Origin of the sequence: Pseudomonas sp. ICMP22404 (genome assembly GCF_006227205.1) — a bacterium.
Classification (GTDB): domain Bacteria; phylum Pseudomonadota; class Gammaproteobacteria; order Pseudomonadales; family Pseudomonadaceae; genus Aquipseudomonas.
The window spans coordinates 102,957-122,468 of record NZ_VCNG01000014.1 but is presented as its reverse complement, the minus strand read 5'-3'; the positions used below and the strand labels follow the sequence as shown (position 1 = coordinate 122,468).

At 62.4% G+C, this 19,512-nt stretch carries 12 protein-coding genes; 4 read left to right on the top strand and 8 right to left on the bottom strand.

The features are described from left to right. Window positions 1–156: 156 nt before the first annotated feature. The 3 genes from FGE05_RS22690 (at window position 157) to FGE05_RS22675 (ending at window position 7,659) form a co-directional block, all read left to right on the top strand. The gene (locus tag FGE05_RS22690) at window positions 157–1,893 is read left to right on the top strand and encodes an IlvD/Edd family dehydratase (RefSeq protein ID WP_139648444.1); all 1,737 of its coding nucleotides are present in this window, start codon (window positions 157–159) and stop codon (window positions 1,891–1,893) included. Between the two features lie 201 nt (window positions 1,894–2,094). After that, complete coding sequence (locus tag FGE05_RS22680; protein WP_024776976.1) at window positions 2,095–2,814, top strand: FadR/GntR family transcriptional regulator; 720 nt, start codon at window positions 2,095–2,097, stop codon at window positions 2,812–2,814. A 141-nt stretch (window positions 2,815–2,955) separates the two neighbouring features. Beyond that, window positions 2,956–7,659, top strand: coding sequence for a dermonecrotic toxin domain-containing protein (locus tag FGE05_RS22675; protein WP_139648440.1), 4,704 nt, complete (start codon window positions 2,956–2,958; stop codon window positions 7,657–7,659). A gap of 166 nt (window positions 7,660–7,825) precedes the next feature. Here FGE05_RS22675 and FGE05_RS22670 read toward each other — a convergent pair whose 3' ends face one another. The 8 genes from FGE05_RS22670 to FGE05_RS22635 all read right to left on the bottom strand — a co-directional run bounded on the left by FGE05_RS22670 (window position 7,826) and on the right by FGE05_RS22635 (window position 18,371). Then, the gene (locus FGE05_RS22670) at window positions 7,826–10,201 is read right to left on the bottom strand and encodes an RND family transporter (RefSeq protein ID WP_139648439.1); all 2,376 of its coding nucleotides are present in this window, start codon (window positions 10,199–10,201) and stop codon (window positions 7,826–7,828) included. Window positions 10,202–10,244: 43 nt separating this feature from the next. Further along, on the bottom strand, window positions 10,245–11,297 hold the full coding sequence (locus FGE05_RS22665) for a YCF48-related protein (RefSeq protein WP_139648437.1): 1,053 nt from the start codon (window positions 11,295–11,297) through the stop codon (window positions 10,245–10,247). A 512-nt stretch (window positions 11,298–11,809) separates the two neighbouring features. Continuing rightward, the gene (pepN, locus tag FGE05_RS22660) at window positions 11,810–14,467 is read right to left on the bottom strand and encodes an aminopeptidase N (RefSeq protein WP_139648435.1); all 2,658 of its coding nucleotides are present in this window, start codon (window positions 14,465–14,467) and stop codon (window positions 11,810–11,812) included. Between the two features lie 13 nt (window positions 14,468–14,480). Beyond that, window positions 14,481–15,311: a DUF2797 domain-containing protein gene (locus FGE05_RS22655; RefSeq protein ID WP_024776981.1), complete on the bottom strand. Its 831-nt coding sequence runs from the start codon at window positions 15,309–15,311 to the stop codon at window positions 14,481–14,483. After that, on the bottom strand, window positions 15,308–15,568 hold the full coding sequence (locus FGE05_RS22650; RefSeq protein ID WP_041024166.1) for a YeaC family protein: 261 nt from the start codon (window positions 15,566–15,568) through the stop codon (window positions 15,308–15,310). Before FGE05_RS22650 ends, FGE05_RS22655 begins: the two co-directional genes overlap by 4 nt. A gap of 69 nt (window positions 15,569–15,637) precedes the next feature. Then, window positions 15,638–16,513 carry a rhomboid family intramembrane serine protease gene (locus FGE05_RS22645; RefSeq protein WP_139648433.1) on the bottom strand — a complete coding sequence of 292 codons (876 nt, stop codon included), beginning with the start codon at window positions 16,511–16,513 and terminating at the stop codon, window positions 15,638–15,640. Beyond that, window positions 16,510–17,484, bottom strand: a complete 975-nt coding sequence (locus tag FGE05_RS22640) for a metallophosphoesterase (RefSeq protein ID WP_373682516.1) — start codon at window positions 17,482–17,484, stop codon at window positions 16,510–16,512. The genes FGE05_RS22645 and FGE05_RS22640 overlap by 4 nt, the downstream gene beginning before the upstream one ends. Further along, window positions 17,481–18,371 carry an NAD(+) kinase gene (locus tag FGE05_RS22635; protein ID WP_024776985.1) on the bottom strand — a complete coding sequence of 297 codons (891 nt, stop codon included), beginning with the start codon at window positions 18,369–18,371 and terminating at the stop codon, window positions 17,481–17,483. The genes FGE05_RS22640 and FGE05_RS22635 overlap by 4 nt, the downstream gene beginning before the upstream one ends. Before the next feature lie 103 nt (window positions 18,372–18,474). Here FGE05_RS22635 and FGE05_RS22630 point away from each other — a divergent pair, with 103 nt between their 5' ends. Continuing rightward, on the top strand, window positions 18,475–19,440 hold the full coding sequence (locus FGE05_RS22630; RefSeq protein WP_139648429.1) for a DUF1853 family protein: 966 nt from the start codon (window positions 18,475–18,477) through the stop codon (window positions 19,438–19,440). Window positions 19,441–19,512 lie beyond the last annotated feature (72 nt).

Sequence of the window (19,512 nt, the reverse complement as noted above, 5' to 3'; positions counted from 1 at the left end):
GGGGATTTCTCTCGCGAATGCACGCCAGGACAATCCCTCCATTGAGCAGGACTATATAGTAATACTATTTACCCAACAACACTTCCAAACCGCGTAAATTGCGCTTATGTTACGCTTCATCCAGAACAATATAGTCATACAATAAGAGAATCGATCATGTCTGATAAAAAACCCTCCCTGCGCTCGGCCCAATGGTTTGGCACCGCCGACAAAAACGGCTTCATGTACCGCAGCTGGATGAAAAATCAGGGCATCGCCGACCATCAGTTCCATGGCAAGCCGATCATCGGCATCTGCAACACCTGGTCGGAACTGACCCCGTGCAACGCGCATTTCCGGCAGATCGCCGAGCACGTCAAACGCGGCGTGATCGAAGCCGGGGGTTTCCCGGTGGAATTCCCGGTGTTCTCCAACGGCGAATCGAACCTGCGCCCTACCGCCATGCTGACCCGCAACCTGGCAAGCATGGACGTGGAAGAGGCGATTCGCGGCAACCCGATTGACGGCGTGGTGTTGCTCACCGGCTGCGACAAGACCACCCCCGCCCTGCTGATGGGCGCCGCCAGTTGCGACGTACCGGCCATCGTCGTCACCGGTGGCCCCATGCTCAACGGCAAGCACAAGGGCCAGGACATCGGTTCGGGCACGGTGGTCTGGCAATTGAGCGAACAGGTGAAGGCCGGCACCATCACCCTCGACGATTTCCTCGCGGCCGAGGGCGGCATGTCCCGCTCGGCCGGCACCTGCAACACCATGGGGACCGCCTCGACCATGGCGTGCATGGCCGAAGCCCTCGGCACGTCACTACCCCATAACGCCGCGATTCCAGCCGTGGATGCACGCCGCTATGTGCTGGCCCACATGTCCGGCATGCGCGCCGTGGAAATGGTCCGCGAGGACCTGAAGCTGTCGAAGATCCTGACCAAGGAAGCCTTTGAAAATGCCATCCGCGTCAACGCGGCCATCGGCGGCTCCACCAACGCAGTGATTCACCTCAAGGCCATCGCCGGGCGCATCGGCGTGCAGCTGGACCTGGACGACTGGACCCGCATCGGTCGCGGCATGCCGACCATCGTCGACCTGCAACCCTCGGGACGCTTCCTGATGGAAGAGTTCTACTACGCCGGTGGTTTGCCCGCCGTGCTGCGTCGTCTCGGTGAAGCCAACCTGATCCCCCACCCGAACGCCCTGACCGTCAATGGCAAGAGCCTCGGCGAGAACACCAAGGACGCCCCGATCTACGGTAAGGACGAAGTCATCCGCACCCTGGACAACCCGATCCGCGCCGACGGCGGTATCTGCGTGCTGCGCGGCAACCTGGCGCCATTGGGGGCGGTGCTCAAGCCCTCCGCCGCCACCGCAGAGCTGATGCAGCATCGCGGTCGCGCGGTGGTGTTCGAGAACTTCGACGAGTACAAGGCGCGAATCAATGACCCGGAACTGGAGGTAGATGCCAGCTCGATCCTGGTGATGAAGAACTGCGGGCCCAAGGGTTATCCGGGCATGGCCGAAGTCGGCAACATGGGCTTGCCGGCCAAGCTGCTGGCCCAGGGCGTGACCGACATGGTACGGATTTCCGACGCCCGCATGAGCGGCACCGCCTATGGCACCGTGGTGTTGCACGTGGCACCGGAGGCCGCGGCCGGCGGTCCTCTTGCAGCTGTGAAAGAAGGTGATTTCATCGAGCTGGATTGCGCCAGCGGCCGCCTGCACCTGGACATTTCCGACGCCGAACTCGCCGCCCGCCTGGCCGACCTGACCCCGCCACAACAACTGCTGGTGGGTGGCTACCGTCAGCTGTACATCGACCATGTGCTGCAAGCGGACCAGGGCTGCGACTTCGACTTCCTGGTAGGCTGCCGCGGCGCCGAGGTGCCGCGACACTCCCACTGACCCATCAGCCCCTGTGGGAGCGAGCCTGCTCGCGATGGCGGCGTGTCAGCCAACATGGATGCTGGCTGACAGAGCGCTATCGCGAGCAGGCTCGCTCCCACAAGGGATCTGTGTCCACCTCAAAAAATCGCACTAGCGACCCGTCCTCGCTGCGCCTGCTATCATGCGCAGCATCTCCTCCACAGGATCGCGCCGTACCCCATGGATTACCGCAAACCCTCCGACCGAAAAAGCATGCACGCGCGCATCGTCCAGGAACTGGGCATGCAGATCGTGTCCGGACGCTTCAAGCCCGACGACAAGCTGCCCGCCGAAGCCTTGCTGTGCGAAGAGTACGCCGTGAGCCGTCCGGTGCTGCGTGAAGCCACGCGGGTGCTGGTCGCCAAGGGCCTGGTGTATTCGCGGCCGCGAGTGGGCACGGTGGTCAAGGCCCGGCGGGAATGGCATATGCTCGATCCGGATGTGTTGCACTGGCTGATGCAGAGCAGCCCGCAGAATGAGTTCTTCGGTTTGCTGACCAGCGTGCGCAGCATCATCGAACCGGCCGCTGCTGCCCTGGCCGCACAGTTCGCCACCGACGCCGACATCGCCGCCATCCGTGAAGCCTATGAGCGCATGGACGCGGCACCGACGCCCGAAGCGCTGCTGCAACCGGACCTGGATTTCCATAGCCGGATCGCCGACGCCACCCACAATGACCTGCTCGCCAACCTGTGCAACATGCTGTCGGTGGCCATTGCCGAAGCACTCAAGCATTCCAACCAGCGACCCAACCTGCATGAGCTGGCGATGCCACGGCACAAGGCGATCCTCACCGCCATCGAAAACCGCGACGCCCTCGGTGCCCGCCATGCGACGTTGGTGCAACTGGACGACGCCCGCAGCGCGCTGAACGTGGTACTGGGCAACGAAACCAACTGATCCCCCACCATCGTTGCCGAACAGCCCCGGCACACTTCTTCCCAGGCACGGTGGTATCTATGTACCACCCGCACCGGACTGAGCAGTCGATACTTTTCACGCCGTCATCCCGACGGCCATGTTTTGTGAAAAGGACTTCTCATGACCACCCCCTCCACCGCTGACGCGATCCCCGCGCTGGCCCAAAACGTCAGCCTGCACTTCGCCAGTCGCCCGACCTTCGAACAGGTCGCCCGAGGCATGCTCGAACAAGCGATCAAGCAAAGAGACCCCTGGCTGAAAATCGACCTCTCCAAGACCCAATTGGCGATGCCAGACCCGGTCACGCGCGGTTGGCACTTCCAGCCCTTGATGTCCGCGGTCGTCGATTACCTGGCCACCGGCACGCCCCCGGACTTCGCCCCACAGGGCGCGCTTGACTGTTTTCTCTCCGATAGTCCGCCACGCCGCCTTTGGTCAGGCGCTCGGGGACTGGACATGCAGCTCGTCAAGAAATCCATACTTGAACTGGCCTGGACCCTGCCGATCGGGTTGGAGGATGCGCTGGTCCGTTACTGGAACGAGGACATCGACAGCGGTGACCAGACCACGACAAGTGGCCGAACCAGCCGCTGGTGCTGGCTCAGCGACGTACTCAGGAACACACTGAGCATCCGTGGGCTGCAACAACCCGGGCTCACGGATACGGCACGGGAAGCCCTGGACCAGATCGTCCGTTGGCCAGACCGGGCGCTGCGTTTTTGTCGCAACCGACAGGCACCGGTGTACGCCTACACCCTGGAAACCTGGCTCACCCAGGACAGCACTCGCACCGTGCTGGTCGGCGGCGATATCCTCCTGGTCCGCATCAAGAACGGCACCACCGAATTCCTGCTGTGCAGCCCCGGCAGCGCCGTCAAGTCTTTTGCTTCCCTGGAGGCCTTCAATCAGCATTGGGGCGAATGGATTGCCCGCCAGTACACCGTCGACACCATCACTTGCCAACGCTACGAAATCGGCGGCAACGTCTTCGAGCGCCAGGCGGCGATGTTGCTGGAGCAGCAATTGGCCGACCTCAAGGCTGTGCAACTGCCTGCCCGAGTCGACCTGCAAGACCTGAAGCGCCTCTACGCCGACTTGAGCGACCCGGCGCGCTCGCTGCTGGAGGCTCCCCGGCCATCGCCTGACACTTCGGCACGCCTTGGGTCGCTGTTGCCCGAATGGCTGAAAAACGCCTCCATCGTCGACCAGACGACCTTCCAGCACTACAGCCTGGTCCTGGCCAGCGCAAAAAAACGCCATCAGGGCCAGACCTTTCTCGGTGGCATCGACGACATCAAGGCCTTCACCGTCGACGCCTTGCTCGGCCGCCTGCGGCAGACCAACGACAACAGCTCGGACACGCGGCCATCGAGCCGCTACCAGCCCGACGATGTGGTGCTGACGTTCAGCGTTTCGGCGGGCTATCCCGGGACCATCGGCGTCACCGAGAAGCGGCAGATGAGCCTGACCGAGCTGGCCATCCACAATCTGGTCGCCCGCCCCAGCGGCACCTTCACCCTCAGCCATCGCCAGGGCCAGACACTGCCGGCCTGGCTGACGCCGGGCTTCATAACCGGGTTGATCGAACAGGTCGACATTGGCGCGACCTATCCTCGCTATCTGCAACAACATTTACTCGGCGATTCGCCCCAGGCGCAGAACCGGCAACGGATCTTCGCCGAACAGATCCCGGCGCAACTGATGCTTGAGGCGCTGAAGCAGCAGCTGAACCGCGAAAATGGCGTGACCCTCCAAGGCTTGCGCCTGCTGGAAGCCGTCCTGCAACCCGACGCAGCGAGCCAGCAGGTCGAGGGTCGCCCGGTGGTGATTCGCCACCTGGGTTTGCTGCGCAAGCCCCAGGCCCAGCCCGATATCGTGACCAACATGTTCATCATCGAAGCGCAGGACATCGCCACCGGCCCGCACCTGTTGTATCGGCCGCTCCACGCACCCTCGCTGCAAGAATTTCCCACACGCGAAGCGCTGTTGCAGGCCATCGCCGCCACCGGGAGCCTGCAGGACAGCATCCTGACCTGGTTGCCTGACGCCGCACGCCCGATCTACGCCAACGGCGGGTTCCTGGAACCTCACATCGTGCGGTTCTTCACCGGTGACGAATTCAGTGTTCCCGACAAACCCGCCCCAGCCACCCTCGCCGTCGACGATACCCGAGGCGAGCTGTTGCAATCGCTGCAGGAGGGCGAGCTGATGCAGTACCTCTACGGCTGCAACGCCCAGGCGCTGGTCACCCAGGCCGACCGGGATTCGGTGTCCAACAGCGAGAGCCGCTGGGCGGTGTTGCTCGAAGGTGGCGGCCTGTTGTTCAACACCTTGCTGTTTCCTTTGCTACGCGGCCCGGCCATGACCACCGTCTGGCTCTGGAACCTGATGGCCAGCGCCCAACAAGACATTCCGGCGCTGACCAGTGAAGACCCGGTGGCCCGGGAGCTGGCTGCCGTCGATCTGCTCGTCAACCTGGCCCTGCTGGTGAGCCAGTTGCCCGCCGGTCATGGGCCTGCGACTCGTGCGGTCGTACCCGAATCGATAAAGGAACAAGCCATGCGCCCTGTCGCGCCCCGCGCCATCGCCGAGCAATGGCCGGCACCGGAGGCGCCCACCCTTGTGGAGGGAACCGTTACCTTACCTGACGCCAACACCGACATCGGCAAGCGCCTGGACTTCAATTTCGCCAGGGCCAGTGGTCGCCTGACGCCGGCACTCCAGGCCAGGCTGCAACGCTTACAGGTATCGCCCCCCTCTTCCCCCCTCGCACCGATTGAGAACGGCCCCTTCAAGGGGCTGTACGTGATCGACAATAAATGGCATGCCAAGGTTGAAGGTGCCCTGTATCGGATCACGCCTGAAGCGGGTGGCAGCGCAACCATCGTTGACCCGCTCGATCCATTGGCCCCCGACAAGAACGGTCCGCCGCTGCGAGTCGATACAAACGGACTCTGGCACCTGGATCTGCGCCTGCGCCTGCTCGGTGGTTCACCGCCCAAGCGGGTGGAAGCACAGCGTCGCATCAACCTGCAGCGAGCCCAGCAGTTGACTGATGAACTCGACCAGGTGGTGGCACAAGAAGTCGATCGACAAAAAGCCCTGGACGTGGCCCAGCAAGTCATGACCCGGACCGAAGAAGGCAGCAACTACACCGAAACCCAGCGGGCGGCGAAACGCAAGCTGTTCTATGACCTGCTCCAGGAGCAGACCGATATCTACCTGAAGCTGGCGGACAGCGCATCCGAACGCGCCATCCTGGGCATCGGCTTTCCGTCCGGCTACATGCACAGCCTGATGGAAAACGTGATCAACAATGCCCGCAAGGCGTTCCTGATCACCGAAAAGGAGCGCGTGGCCATCCAGCGAGTACATCCCCAGTTTGGAGAGCATGCCGACATCAGGGAAATCGTCGACCGCGACTACGAAGCCTACATGAAGTACCTCGATGCCAAGAGTGACATCAACGACCGAGCGATCTACTGGTTGGAACTCAAGGACAATTACCTTGAGCAACTATCGAACCTTGATGCGTCGGGCGCACGGGCATTTGAACGACTGACCAGCAACCGGCCCCTGGATGAGAAGAACGCCATCGGTAGCAAAACCATGCAGCTCTCCACGCTCCCCGTACTGTCGGTGAAAAACCGGCAATCCGCCCTGCCCAACCGCCTGCTTCGCATTCTCATGCCATTGATGGAGCACATGCGCTCCCATTGGGACCTGCAAACATACGAAGTCTCCCCGGCGGAAAAACTCGAAGTGCTGGAAAGCCTGACCGAGCATTACGGCAAGACCCTGGATACGTTGAAGGGGACAAAGGCCCTTTACCTGGACGACATCAACGAGTCCTATTTCGACAGGCTGGTCAAACTGGTCGAGGGCCTTTACCAGGAGGTCTCCAGCAAACTCGCCGCCGAAATCAAACCCGAGCCAAAACCGCGCAAGCGTACGCCGAAACGCCCCAGGATCGGCGCCGGGCTGCCACAGAAAAAGTTGATCAGAACCCGCCACAATGGCGTCTTGATCGGCGACCTGAAACCCGCCGGCACGAGCCTGCCCATCGAAGTCGTCGAAATGCGCTCCGAAGCCAACAACCAAGTACTCGCCACCTATTCGCGCCACGAGGATGTCTGGGATGTGGTCGACGTACGGCGTCCGACCCCGGCGCCCCAGACGCGATCGATCAAGGCGATCCGGGCCCATGGGCGAGCACTGCTCGACGAGCTGGACAAGCGCATGAGCCGCGCTGAAAGCTACAAGACCCACTGCCGCCATCCTCAGGAAATCGAGGAAATCCTGAACAATGAAGCGAGTCACTTCCGCACACTTTCCGAAGAACTCGATCGGGCCCTCACCGCATCGCCAACCTCTCGCACCCCGGCAAACGAGGCCCTGGGCCAGCTGTTGTCAGACGCCGCCGCCAACCTGACCGCCAAGGGCAGTGACCTGCGTATCGAACTGAGCCTGAAACTGCCACCCACCGACGGCAACCTGCGGTTCCTGTTCGAGAAAAACCTGATCCAGGTGGCCCGGCTCGGCGATCGCACGGCCCTGCAAGGCGCCCGCAAGGATTTCCTCCAGGAATACGCCATCAACGACCGTGACGGTTTTCCGATCTGGTATGCGCACTTTCATTACGAAGCGGCCGACACGCCGAAAGAAAACTTCAGCGTCGCGCACCTCAAGACCAAGGAACAACGCAAGGAGCACTACCACTCACTGCTGGCCAAGGCCACCAGCCCTTACGCGGTGGTGAACGTACACCGGGGGCAGATCAGCAAGTCGCTGGCGCAGAGCAGGTTCCTGCCGTTGGCGCCTTGATTGCTGGAGGGATAGCGTCCGCTTTTGTGGCGAGGGCATTTAGCGAAACGTCGCACCGCCCCGCTCTGTAGGAGCAAAGCTTGCTCGCGATAGCGACAGACCAATCAACATTGTTGCTGACTGGCTTCTCGCAATCGCGAGCAAGCTTTGCTCCCACAGGTATCAGTCAGTGGGCAAACAACGAATTTCCCCGCTGCCCCGCCAGCTTCTCCGGCTTGATCAGGAACCGCGCCAACGCCGGCAACAGCCACAACGCGCCGAACATGTTCCACAGCAGCATGAACGTCAGCATCAACCCCATGTCCGCCTGGAACTTGATGGCCGAGAAGATCCAGGTGCACACCCCGATCGCCAGGCACAAGCCGGTGAACAGAACGGCTTTACCCGTGGACTTCAGCGTCTGGTAATAAGCTTCCTGCAACGGCAATCCAGCCCGCAGGAAGCTTTCCAGGCGGCTGTAGATGTAGATGCCGTAGTCCACGCCAATCCCCACGCCCAACGCCACCACCGGCAGGGTCGCGACTTTCACGCCAATGCCCATGAAGGCCATCAGGGCGTTACCCAGCACCGAGGTCAGCACCAGCGGCAGCACGATGCACAGGGTCGCCGCCCAGGAGCGGAAGGTGATCATGCACATGGTCGCCACGCAGATGTACACCAGGATCAGGATGGTCAGTTCCGATTCCTTGATCACTTCGTTGGTGGCCGCTTCGATGCCGGCGTTACCGGCGGCGAGGATGAACTCCAGGCCATCGCGGTTGTTTTCCTTGGCGAAGGCCTGCACCGCCTTCACCGCGCGGTCCAGGGTCTCGGCCTTGTGGTCGTTGAGGAACACCAGCACCGGTGCCAGGGAGCAGCTGTTGTTGTACAGGCCATCGGCCCGGGCAATGGAGTTGTTCAGCACGTCAGGGTTGCGCGACAGGGTTTCCCATTTCAGGTTGCCCTCGTTCATGCCCTTGATCATCTGCTTGGACACGGTCACCAGGGAAATCGCCGATTGCACGCCCTCGGTGTTCTGCATCTTCCACATCAAGTCATCGATCGGTGCCATGGCTTCATAGCGCGAGCAGCCTTCGGCCTTGGTCTTGACCATCACCACCAGCACGTCGGAACTGGTGGAGTAGTTGCTGATGATGAAGTTGTTGTCCTGGTTGTAGCGCGAGTCGGGACGCAGTTCCGGCGCACCCTGGTCGAGGTCGCCGATCTTCAGGTTCTGGCTGTACCACAGGCCCCCACCGAAGGCGAGCACCGCCAGGGCAATGGACACCGGCGCGACCTTGGGACTGGCGAAGTTCGACAGCGACCGCCAGAACGGATGCTCGCGGGTCGCGTCTTTCTTGCTGCGCTCGACGGCGCGTTTGCTGATGCCGACGTAGGAGATGGCCACCGGCAGCAGGATCAGGTTGGTGAACACGATCACCGCCACGCCGATGGACGCCCCGATGGCCAGCTCACGGATCACGCCGATGTCGATGATCAGCAAGGTAATGAAACCCACCGCATCCGCCAGGATCGCGATCATCCCCGGCAGGAACAGTTGCCGGAAGGTGCGCCGCGCCGCGGTCAGGGCGTTGTCCGCCTCGCTGGACTGCAAGGCGATGCCGTTGATTTTCTGCACCCCGTGGGAAATCCCGATGGCGAAGATCAGGAACGGCACCAGCATCGAATACGGATCCAGCCCGAACCCGGCCGCATGCATCAGCCCCAACTGCCAGACCACCGCCACCAGCGTGGTGCTCAACACCGCGACGGTGCTGCGCATGCAGTGGGTGAACCAGTACAGCAGAACCAGGGTGATGACGAAGGCCACGCCGAAGAACATCACCACCATGATCAGGCCATCGATCAGGTCACCGACCTTCTTCGCGAAACCGACGATGTGGATCTGTACGTTGGGGTTCTGGGCTTCGAACTTGTGGCGGATCTTGTCTTCGAGCTCATGGGAGAACTTCTGGTAGTCCAGTTTCAGCAACTTGCCCTGGTCCTGGGGATCCGGGTAGGACTCCAGCAACGGGATGTCGACGATGCTCGATTTGAAATCGTTGGCCACCAGGCGTCCGACCTGGCCGGACTTAAGCACGTTGTTGCGCAGCAGGTCGAGGCTGTCGGCCGAGCCGTTGTAGCTCTGGGGAATCACCTCGCCGCCGGCGAAGCCCTCTTCCGTCACTTCGGTCCAGCGCACGCTCGGGCTCCACAGCGACTTGAGGCCGGAACGGTCGACGCCGGAAATGTAGAAGACCTCGTCATGGATCTGGCGCAGGGTCTCCATGTAGTCCTTGGAGAAGATGTCGCCGTTGGTGGCTTCCACGGAAATCCGCACGGTGTTGCCGAGGTTCGCCAGGTCGTTGCGATGTTCGAGCATCTTCTCGATGAACGGATGCTCGAGGGGGATCATTTTTTCGAAGCTGGTGGACGGACGGATCAGCGTGGCCTGCCAGAACAGGAAAATACTGACCAACAGGCAAATGACGATCACTGCCGGGCGGTTGTTGAAAATCAGGCGCTCGAGGAACGTCGCCTTGTCTTGGTGATGACTGCTCATGGGGTCCGCCTTCTTGTTATTGTGCCCGACTCATATCCGCGGCTCATTTGTTCAGTTCAGCGCCGCTGGCGGTGGTGGTGCGTACGCCCCCCTGCCCAGCCAGGATCAGGTTGCCATTGCCCGCCGCCGTGACGGCTGCCACGGAAATCCGGTCCGGGCGGTTGAAGACGCTGAAGGTCACGCCGTCGTCGGTGCTGCGCACCACGCTGCCGCCGTTGCCGACGATCACGATGGAGCCGTCCGGCAACAAGGTCGCCCCTGACAAGCCAAACTCCAGGGCACCCCGGGCGGCCTTGAGTTCGATCTGCTCCCAGGAGCCACCGAAATCGGTGGAGCGATAGAGGTTGCCGCGCAAACCGTAGGCCAGCAGCGTCGAAGGCTGGGCGGTGCCGATGACACCGAAAAGCGAACCTTCGTATGGGCCTTCGAGCTTCTCCCAGGTCTGGCCCCAGTCGGCGGAGCGGAACATGCTGCCGGCCTCGCCGACGATGAACAGCCCGGCGTCTTTGACCGCGGCGATGGCGTTGAGGTGGAACTGATCTTCGTTGTCGAGACGGTCGCTGGCGTCTTCCCAGTGCTTGCCACCGTCGGTGGTTTCGAGCAACGCACCGTAGGCGCCCACGGCGAACCCCTGGCTGGCGTCCTTGAACCAGACGTCCAGCAGCGGCGCTTCACGGGTGAGGTCTTCGTACTGCCGGGTCCAGGTGCTGCCGCCGTCTTCGCTGGCGAGGATCTGCGCATCGTGCCCCACGGCCCAGCCATGCTTGTCATCGACGAAGAACACGGCGGTGAGCAGTTGGCGGGTCGGCACCTTGGCCTGGGTCCAGGAAGCGCCCTGGTCGTCCGAATAGACAATGTGCCCACGATCACCGACCGCCACCAGCCGCTGGCCGGCGTGAACCACGTCGAGCATCAGGGTCTTGCTGGCCTTGGCCGATTCGACCGAATAGATGACATCGGTTGTCGTGGCTGCAACGGCCAGCGCCGGTGCCGACAACACCACAGAGCCCAGCAGCGAGAGCGCCGAGGCCAGCAACGCGACTCGGCGCAGCACCGGCTGGTGGGCGCGACCCACGGCCATGACAGGCTCGTTCATAGACCTTTTCCCCCATTATTATTGTTAGGCCATTCGGCCTTTCAGGGCGCCGTAGGCAGCTCGATCGGGGCGCAAACCTGCAATCTAGAGCCACTTCGGAAGCTGACCTATCCTATCGGGCTTTCGGAAGGCCTGACAATCGACGCCGCGTTATCTTTTGTTAACCAGGGGGGTTGGCGCAGGGGGTGAATGGCGGGGTATTCGGTGGGGTGATGGCTGCATTTCACGGCATCGATCGTTCCCACGCTCTGCGTGGGAATGCAGCCATGGACGCTCCGCGTCCGCTTTGAGGCATGACGCAGAGCGTCACCAGATGCATTCCCACGCGGAGCGTGGGAACGATCAGGGCGCCTGCGATGCGCTCCAGTTATCGATCGTTCCCACGCTCTGCGTGGGAACGCAGCCATCGACGCTCAGCGTCCGTTTTGAGGCGTGACGCAGAGCGTCACCAGATGCGTTCCCACGCGGAGCGTGGGAACGATCAGTGCGCCTGCGTGGGAACGATCAATGAGTCAAGCCAGGCTCTTGCTCACCACCTCGAACACATCACTGGACAGCGCGCCGGACGCCAGGATGCGCTCCAGCTCGGCTTTCATCAACGCCTGGCGGGCGCTGTCGTATTTGCGCCAGCGGGTCAGCGGCGCCAGTTGTCGCGAGGCGATCTGCGGGTTGAAGCCGTTGAGCTGGATGACCAGATCCGCCAGGAAGCGGTAACCCGAACCGTCGGCGGCGTGGAAGTTGATCAGGTTCTGCCCGGCGAACGCACCGATCAGCGCCCGCACCTTGTTCGGGTTCTTGATGTTGAACGCCGGGTGCTCCATCAGCGCCTTGACCCGCGCCAGGCCCCCCGGCAGCGGGCTGCCGGCCTGGACGCTGAACCATTGGTCCATGACCAGCGGGTTGCCCTTGAAGTTTTCCGCGAACACTTGCAGCGCCCGGGCCTTCTCGGTTTCGAACGGAGAATTGACCAGCACCGCCAGCGCCGTGAGGCGTTCGGTCATGTTGTCGGCGCTGTCGAACTGCTCCAGGGTGGCACTCAGCACCTCGGGCTTGTCCGTCAGCATCAGGTACGACAAGGCGATGTTCTGCAAGGCACGGCGGGCAAAATGCTCGGCTTCGGCCACATAAGGCGTGCGCTTCGACAGGTCGCGGTTGGCCTCGTAGCGCAACCACAAGGCTTCGAACAGGTTGTCGGCCAGTTGCTGGCGAGCGAACTCACGGGCGGCATGGATCGCCTCGACGTCGGCCACTTCGCTGATTTCCGTCAGATAGGCTTCGCTTGGCAGCGAGAGCATTTCCGCGACCATGGCCTGATCCAGGGACTCGTCCGACAGCACCGTGCGCAAGGCAGTTATCAGACGCGGGTCCAGCACCAGGCTCTCGCCCTTCTGATGCTGGGCAATCAGTTCCTGCAACACCTGCACCGACAATTGCTGGCCGGCATCCCAGCGGTTGAAGCCGTCGCTGTCGTGCTGCATCAGGAACATCAATTGGTCGCGGTCATACGGGAAGCTCAGCTTCACCGGCGCCGAGAAGCCTCGCAACAAGGACGGCAGCGGTTTTTCGGCGATGTCGACGAAGGTGAAGGTCTGTTCGGCTTCGGTCACCGAGATCACTCGGGACGTGCCGTTTGCCGCTGCCTCGCCGCTCAGGCGCAACGGGATCTCGGCGCCCTGGCTGTCCAGCAGGCCCAGCTCGACGGGAATCACGAACGGCAGTTTTTCCGCCTTGTCCGGGGTCGGCGGGCAGCTCTGGCGGAAGGTCAGGCTATAGGTCTTGGCGGCGGCATCGTAGGACTCGCTGACCGCCAGTCGTGGCGTACCGGCCTGGCTGTACCAGCGCTTGAACTGGGTCAGGTCGACGCCGTTGGCATCTTCCATGGCCTTGACGAAATCGTCGCAGGTCACGGCCTGGCCGTCGTGGCGCTGGAAATAGAGATCGCTGCCCTTGCGGAAGCCTTCAGGGCCCAACAGGGTGTGGATCATACCGACCACTTCCGAGCCCTTTTCGTACACGGTCAGGGTGTAGAAGTTGGAAATCTCGATGAAGCTGTCCGGGCGCACCGGATGGGCCATGGGGCCGGCATCTTCGGCGAACTGATGGGTACGCAGGTAGGCCACGTCCTGGATGCGCTTGACGGTGGCGGAATTCATGTCGGCCGAGAACCCGGCGTCGCGGAACACCGTGAAGCCTTCCTTGAGCGACAGCTGGAACCAGTCGCGGCAGGTCACGCGGTTGCCCGACCAGTTATGGAAATACTCGTGGGCGACGATGGCCTCGACCCGCTGGTGCGCGGCATCGGTAGCGGTTTCGGCACGGGCCAGCACCGCGCTGGAGTTGAAGATATTGAGGCCCTTGTTCTCCATGGCGCCCATGTTGAAGTCGTTGACCGCGACAATCATGAAGATGTCCAGGTCGTATTCACGGCCGTACACCTCCTCGTCCCAGCGCATGGACTTCTTCAGGCTGGTCATGGCGTGCTGGCATTTGTCGATGTTTTCCGGCTCGACATAGATGCGCAGCGCCACGGTGCGTTCGGTCATGGTGGTGAAGGTGTCTTCGACGCACCACAGGTCACCGGCCACCAGGGCGAACAGGTAGGCGGGCTTCTTGAACGGGTCTTCCCAGGTCACCCAATGCCGGCCGTCCTCGCCGGGACCACTGGCAATCGGGTTGCCGTTGGACAGCAGCACCGGATAGCTGTGCTGCTCGGCCACCACGGTGGTGGTGAACTTGCTCATGACGTCCGGGCGGTCGAGGTAGTAGGTGATCTTGCGGAAACCTTCGGCCTCGCACTGGGTGCAGAACATGCCGCCGGATTTGTACAGGCCCTCCAGGGCCGTATTGGTTTCCGGGTGGATCCGCACAGTGGTGTCGACCGTGAACGCCTGGGCCTTGGGCTGCAAGGTCAGGTGGCTGTCGTCCAACTGGTAATCGCCCGACGCCAGGTCGGTGTCGTCGAGCTTGATGGAGACCAGTTCCAGATGCTGCCCGTCGAGCACCAGCGGCGGCAGCCCGGCACCGCGCTCGGGGTTGCGACGCATCACCAGTTGCGCATGGACCAGGCTGTGGTCCTCGAACAACTCGAAGGTCAGGTGTGTCTCATCGATCAGGTACTCGGGGGCCTGATAGTCCTTCAGGTAGATCATCTTCGGTTGTTCGGTGCGCATGGGTCGAATCCTTCTACTGATGCACGGCGAGCTGGTAAGCCGTGTATTTACGAATGTTGATCACGCCGGTGTCGAAAATCAGGTACTGGCCCTTGATCCCCAGCAGCGTGCCTTCGGCAATCGGGTCCTTGTCCAGGTTGAAGCTGACGATCTTGGCCGGGTATTGCTCCACCGGGTAACGGATCTCCAGCGGTTCGACGTCCGCTATGGTCTGGATCGCCTGCAAGCCGAATCGTTCCTGCAAGCCCTGCAGTCCCTGGGCGCAACTTTCAAACAACGAATCGCGGATCCGCGGCAGGTCCACCGCGACCGCATCGCCCTTGAGCAAGGCGCGCCAGTTGGTCTTGTCCGCCACCTGGCTGCGGAACAGGTCTTCGACGAACCCCGACTGCTGACGCGTGGCCACCCGCAGGATCGGCAACGCCTGGCTCGCGCCCTGGTCCAGCCAGCGGGTCGGCAGTTGCGTGGCGCGGGTAATCCCGACCTTCACGCCCGAGGAGTTGGCCAGGTACACCACATGATCGGTCATGCAGAACTGCTCGCCCCACGCCGGCTCTCGGCAGGTGCCCGCGTCGAAATGGCAGCGCTCGGGGCTCATGATGCACACATCGCATTGCGCCAGCTTGGTCATGCAGGGGTAGCAATAACCCTGGCTGAAACTGGTCTTGGTCCGGCGCCCGCAGTGGCTGCAGTGGATCGCACCAAGAAACTCCAGGCGCACCGTGCTGCCGATCAACGGGTTGACCGGCACCTCGACATCGCCCAGGCGAAAGGCATATTGAACGGTCGGCCCGTCCAGGCGCGCCGACATCTTGCTGATTGCACCGCGGCCAATCTCGATCAATGGATGGCATCCGACTTGAACAGGATGTTCGGCACCTCGATCGACTTCGACTGGCACTCCTGCGGGCCCATGTAACCGGTGCGCTCTTCTTCGGGCAGGTTCTGGATTTCCCAGGCGATCATTGCCTGCAACGACAACTCGCGCTGTTCGGCGGTGAGCTTGTTGCCATCGGCCCATTTACCGATTTCCACGGCCAGCTTCAGGCTTTTGTAGATGTCCGGGGTGATGTTCTGGATCATTTCGTTGAACGAGGACATGGGGTCTCCGCGCGTTCGTTTAAGTGCCAATAATAAAAAAAGGTAAAGCTGACTATTGGGGCATTCGTATCATTGCAGGGGCATTTTACGGCGGGCGAAGAGCCCACCCAACAAGCCCGTGAAGCAGCCGACGAGCAGGCCGCCGACGTGGGCCCCGTTGGCGATTTCTCCGAAACCGATCATCGAGACCAGCCCGGACAGGCACAGCGCCAGCCACACCAGCATCATCACCAGGACCCCACGGGGCAAGTGATAAGTCGGGTTCGGCGACAGCAGTTGATAGATCCAGCAGTGTCCCAGCAGGCCGTACAACACACCGGACAAACCGCCGAACAGCGTCGCACCGCTGAACAAATACTGGACGAAATTGGACACGAAGCTGAACAGCAGCGTCAGCCCGAGCAGGTTGATACTGCCCTGGCGCGCTTCGATCCGTCGCCCCAGCTCCCAGTACCACATGCCATTCATGGCGATGTGCAGGAAACCGAAGTGAATCAGCATCGGTGTCACCAGGCGCCACCACTGCCCCGCCGCCAGGCTGTCGGCCAGGGGCGAGAACTGGATGTAGTCACCGACGACACGAAACTCCAGGAAGGTCAGCCACCGCAGGGCCTGGAGATTGTCCCCCAGCAAAGTCACGGCGCTGACAATCAGGCTCAGCAACAGCACCAGGGTGGTGACGGGGCTTCGGGTCAGTTGCTCGACGATCCCGGGCCGCCGCGAGCCAGTGCCCATGGTCGGGAGTTCCAACAGTTGCTCCGGATCGCCCACCGGAAAGCGCGCGTACAGGGAGCGCACATCTTCACCGATCTCGTCCGGCACCCAAAGCACCTGCTCGCCCGCTTCTTCGCTGACGCGATGGGGCACTTGCATGCGCTGCAACAGCTTGACGAAGCCGCTCAGGTCCACGGTCAAAGGCAGGCGCAACACCGCAACGAGGCTCATTTGACCATCTCCGGACGTTCCACATCGACCCAGACGAACTTGTGCGGGTCCAGATGGGTTTCCTGGTCCAGGCGATAGGCGGCCAACTTGCCGTAGAGCACGGCGCTGTAGTCCAGGCATGCCAGGTTCGCGCGGATCGGCGCGGGTTTGCCGCTGCGCCAGTAATGACCGACAAACAGCAGTGGCTCATCGGCGCCGTAGCGCAGCAGGTTGTTCTTTTCATCCGGGGACAGTGGCCTGCGTGCCACCGGCTCGGGCAAGGCATCGGGTTGGAACACGATGTCCCCGTAGGTTTTCGGATCGTCCTCCCAGAACTTGGTGCGGAAGAACGAACGGGTCAGGCCATCGCCCCCGGTCAGGGTCATGCCGTGGGGCAGGCGCATGTCGGTGCCACGCAGCAGGCGGTCGAACACCGTGCAGGCGAAACTGCCTGTCTGCGCCGAGGCCTGGAGAAAGTGTTCGTCGATCCGGGCGTCCGGGAACAGACCACGCAACGGTTCGATCAGGCCGGCGTCCCAGCAGGCGTGCACCACCCGGAAGCGACCGGCATCGATCAACAGCGGCAGTTCATAGAACCACTGGAGGAAATCGTGCCATTCGTCGGGGTACTGCTCGAACTGGGTCAGGGTTTCGTTGAGCAGGCGGGCATGGCGCGGCGTGTGTTCACGCACATACCGCTGGCCGCTGCCAGGCAGTGCCGGTGTGCTCCAGCCCAGGGCGTTGAACTCGTGGTTGCCCATGATGCACAACGCCTGGCCGGCCACGACCATGTCGCGGACGATATGCAACGCCTCGCGGATCCGCGGCCCACGGTCGATGATATCGCCCAGGAACACGGCCATGCGCGACGGATGGCGCCAGACCCCGCCCTGCTTGTGGTAACCGAGTCGGTCCAGCAGGTGTTCCAGGGTCAGGGCGCATCCGTGCACGTCACCGATCAGATCGTAACTGCGCGCAGGATCGAGCATCAGTCGCCTCTACCTCCCAATCGACTGCCCCAGCCGAGCTTGGTCCGGCAGACTTCGTAGTAATTGTGATCCAGCGGATGGATCAGACGCAGCTTCTGCGCCTTCTTGCTGACGGTGATGGTGTCGCCCGGCGCGCAGGTGAAATGGTTCTGGCCATCGCAGGACACTTGCGGGTAGATCTGCATATCCTTGGACACGACGATTTTCAGCTCACTGTTGCCATCGACCACGATGGGTCGCCCAGACAAGGTATGGGGGTACATGGGCACAATCACAATAGCGTCGAGCTTGGGGTGCATGATCGGGCCACCGGCGGACAGCGCGTAGGCAGTGGAACCGGTGGGCGTGGCGACGATCAGGCCGTCAGCCTTCTGGCTGCAGACGAACTGGCCATCGATGTACAACTCGAATTCGATCATGCGCGTGGATTTGCCGGGGTGCAGCACCACGTCATTGAGGGCGTCGCCCTGGCCGATGGCCTCGGCGTGACGGCGGACCTCGGCTTGCAGCAGGAAGCGGTTTTCCACCAGGTAATGGCCGTCGAGCACCTCGGCCACTTTGGTTTCCAGCTCATCGGGGCGGATATCGGTGAGGAAACCGAGGCTGCCGCGGTTGATCCCCAGCACCGGAATGTTGTGCCGCGCCAGGGCTCGTGCGGCCCCCAGCAGGCTGCCGTCACCGCCAACCACGATCACCATGTCGCAGACTTCGCCGAGCATCTTGCGCGACGACGTCTGCAGGCCATGGCCCGGCAGCACTTCGGCGATGGTATCTTCGAGGATCACATGCAGGTGTCGCTCCAGGAGAAAACGTTTGAGGCGGCGAACGGTGTCCAGGACCTGCGAACTGCCCAGGCGACCGATGATGCCGATATTGCGAAATTGCTCCATGGGGCTCCTGCGAGGGTCTGCGGCGGGCGAAAAACCCGATTATGGGCGAAAGCGGCCCATAGACAAAATTCTTTAAGCCTTCTCTACAGGCTATGCTCGCAAAATGATCCTGTTTCCCGAATTGCTGGACCTGCCCCGCCGCTTGCGCCATCCCGAGGTGCGCGATCTTGCGTGGGTGATACTCGCCCCGCCGATGCTCATCGACACGCCCTGGCCCCAACGTCATCCCCTGACCGGCAGCGATTGGGTGCAACACCCCCACCGACTGGAACATTGGCTGCAGCAGCTGGACCGCGACAGCTACCCGCTGCTGCACTGGTTGTCCCAGGGACGAACCCAGCGCCTGGGCCTCTATTACGAACGGCTATGGCAATTTGCTGTGCAGCATGCGCCGGGCATCGAGCTGATCGCCGCGAACCTGCCGATCCGCCGCGAAGGCCAGACCCTGGGTGAACTCGACCTGCTGCTGCGCGATAAGGACGGCATCCATCACCTGGAACTGGCGATCAAGCTGTACCTCGGACCGCAACAGGGCGATGGCCGGGACACCGCGCAGTGGCTCGGCCCGGGCTGCCATGACCGGCTCGACCGTAAACTGACTCATCTGCGGGAGCACCAACTGCCGATCTCGGCGCGCCCGGAAAGCCGGGAAGCCATGGGGGCACTGGGCATTGAACCGTCGGGGCTCGAGTTGTTTCGCTCCGAGCTCTGGCTGGGGGGCTACCTGCTCTATCCCTGGCCCGGACAGGCCGAACCGCCAAGCGGCGCGCATCCCAGGCACCTGCGGGGCAGTTGGCTGCGCCAACGGGACTGGCCGGCGTTCATTGCCCAGCGCCCGCCGGGCCGCTGGCAACCCCTGCCCCGCGCCGCCTGGCTGGCGCCGGCCCACTATCCGGCGGAGCAGACCTGGAGCATTGCTCAACTGGACGCTTGGCGAATGGCCCTGGACCCAATGGCGCCCGCACAACTGATGGTGCGCCTGAGTGAAAACGCCGAAGGTGAGTGGGAAGAGGCCGAGCGGGTGTTCCTGGTGGCGGATCTTTGGCCGGATGTGCCGGGCAATGGTTGAGTTTTGTGCTGCCTGGGCGGCCCCCATCGCGAGCAGGCTCGCTCCCACAATGGATCTTCAGTGAACACAAGT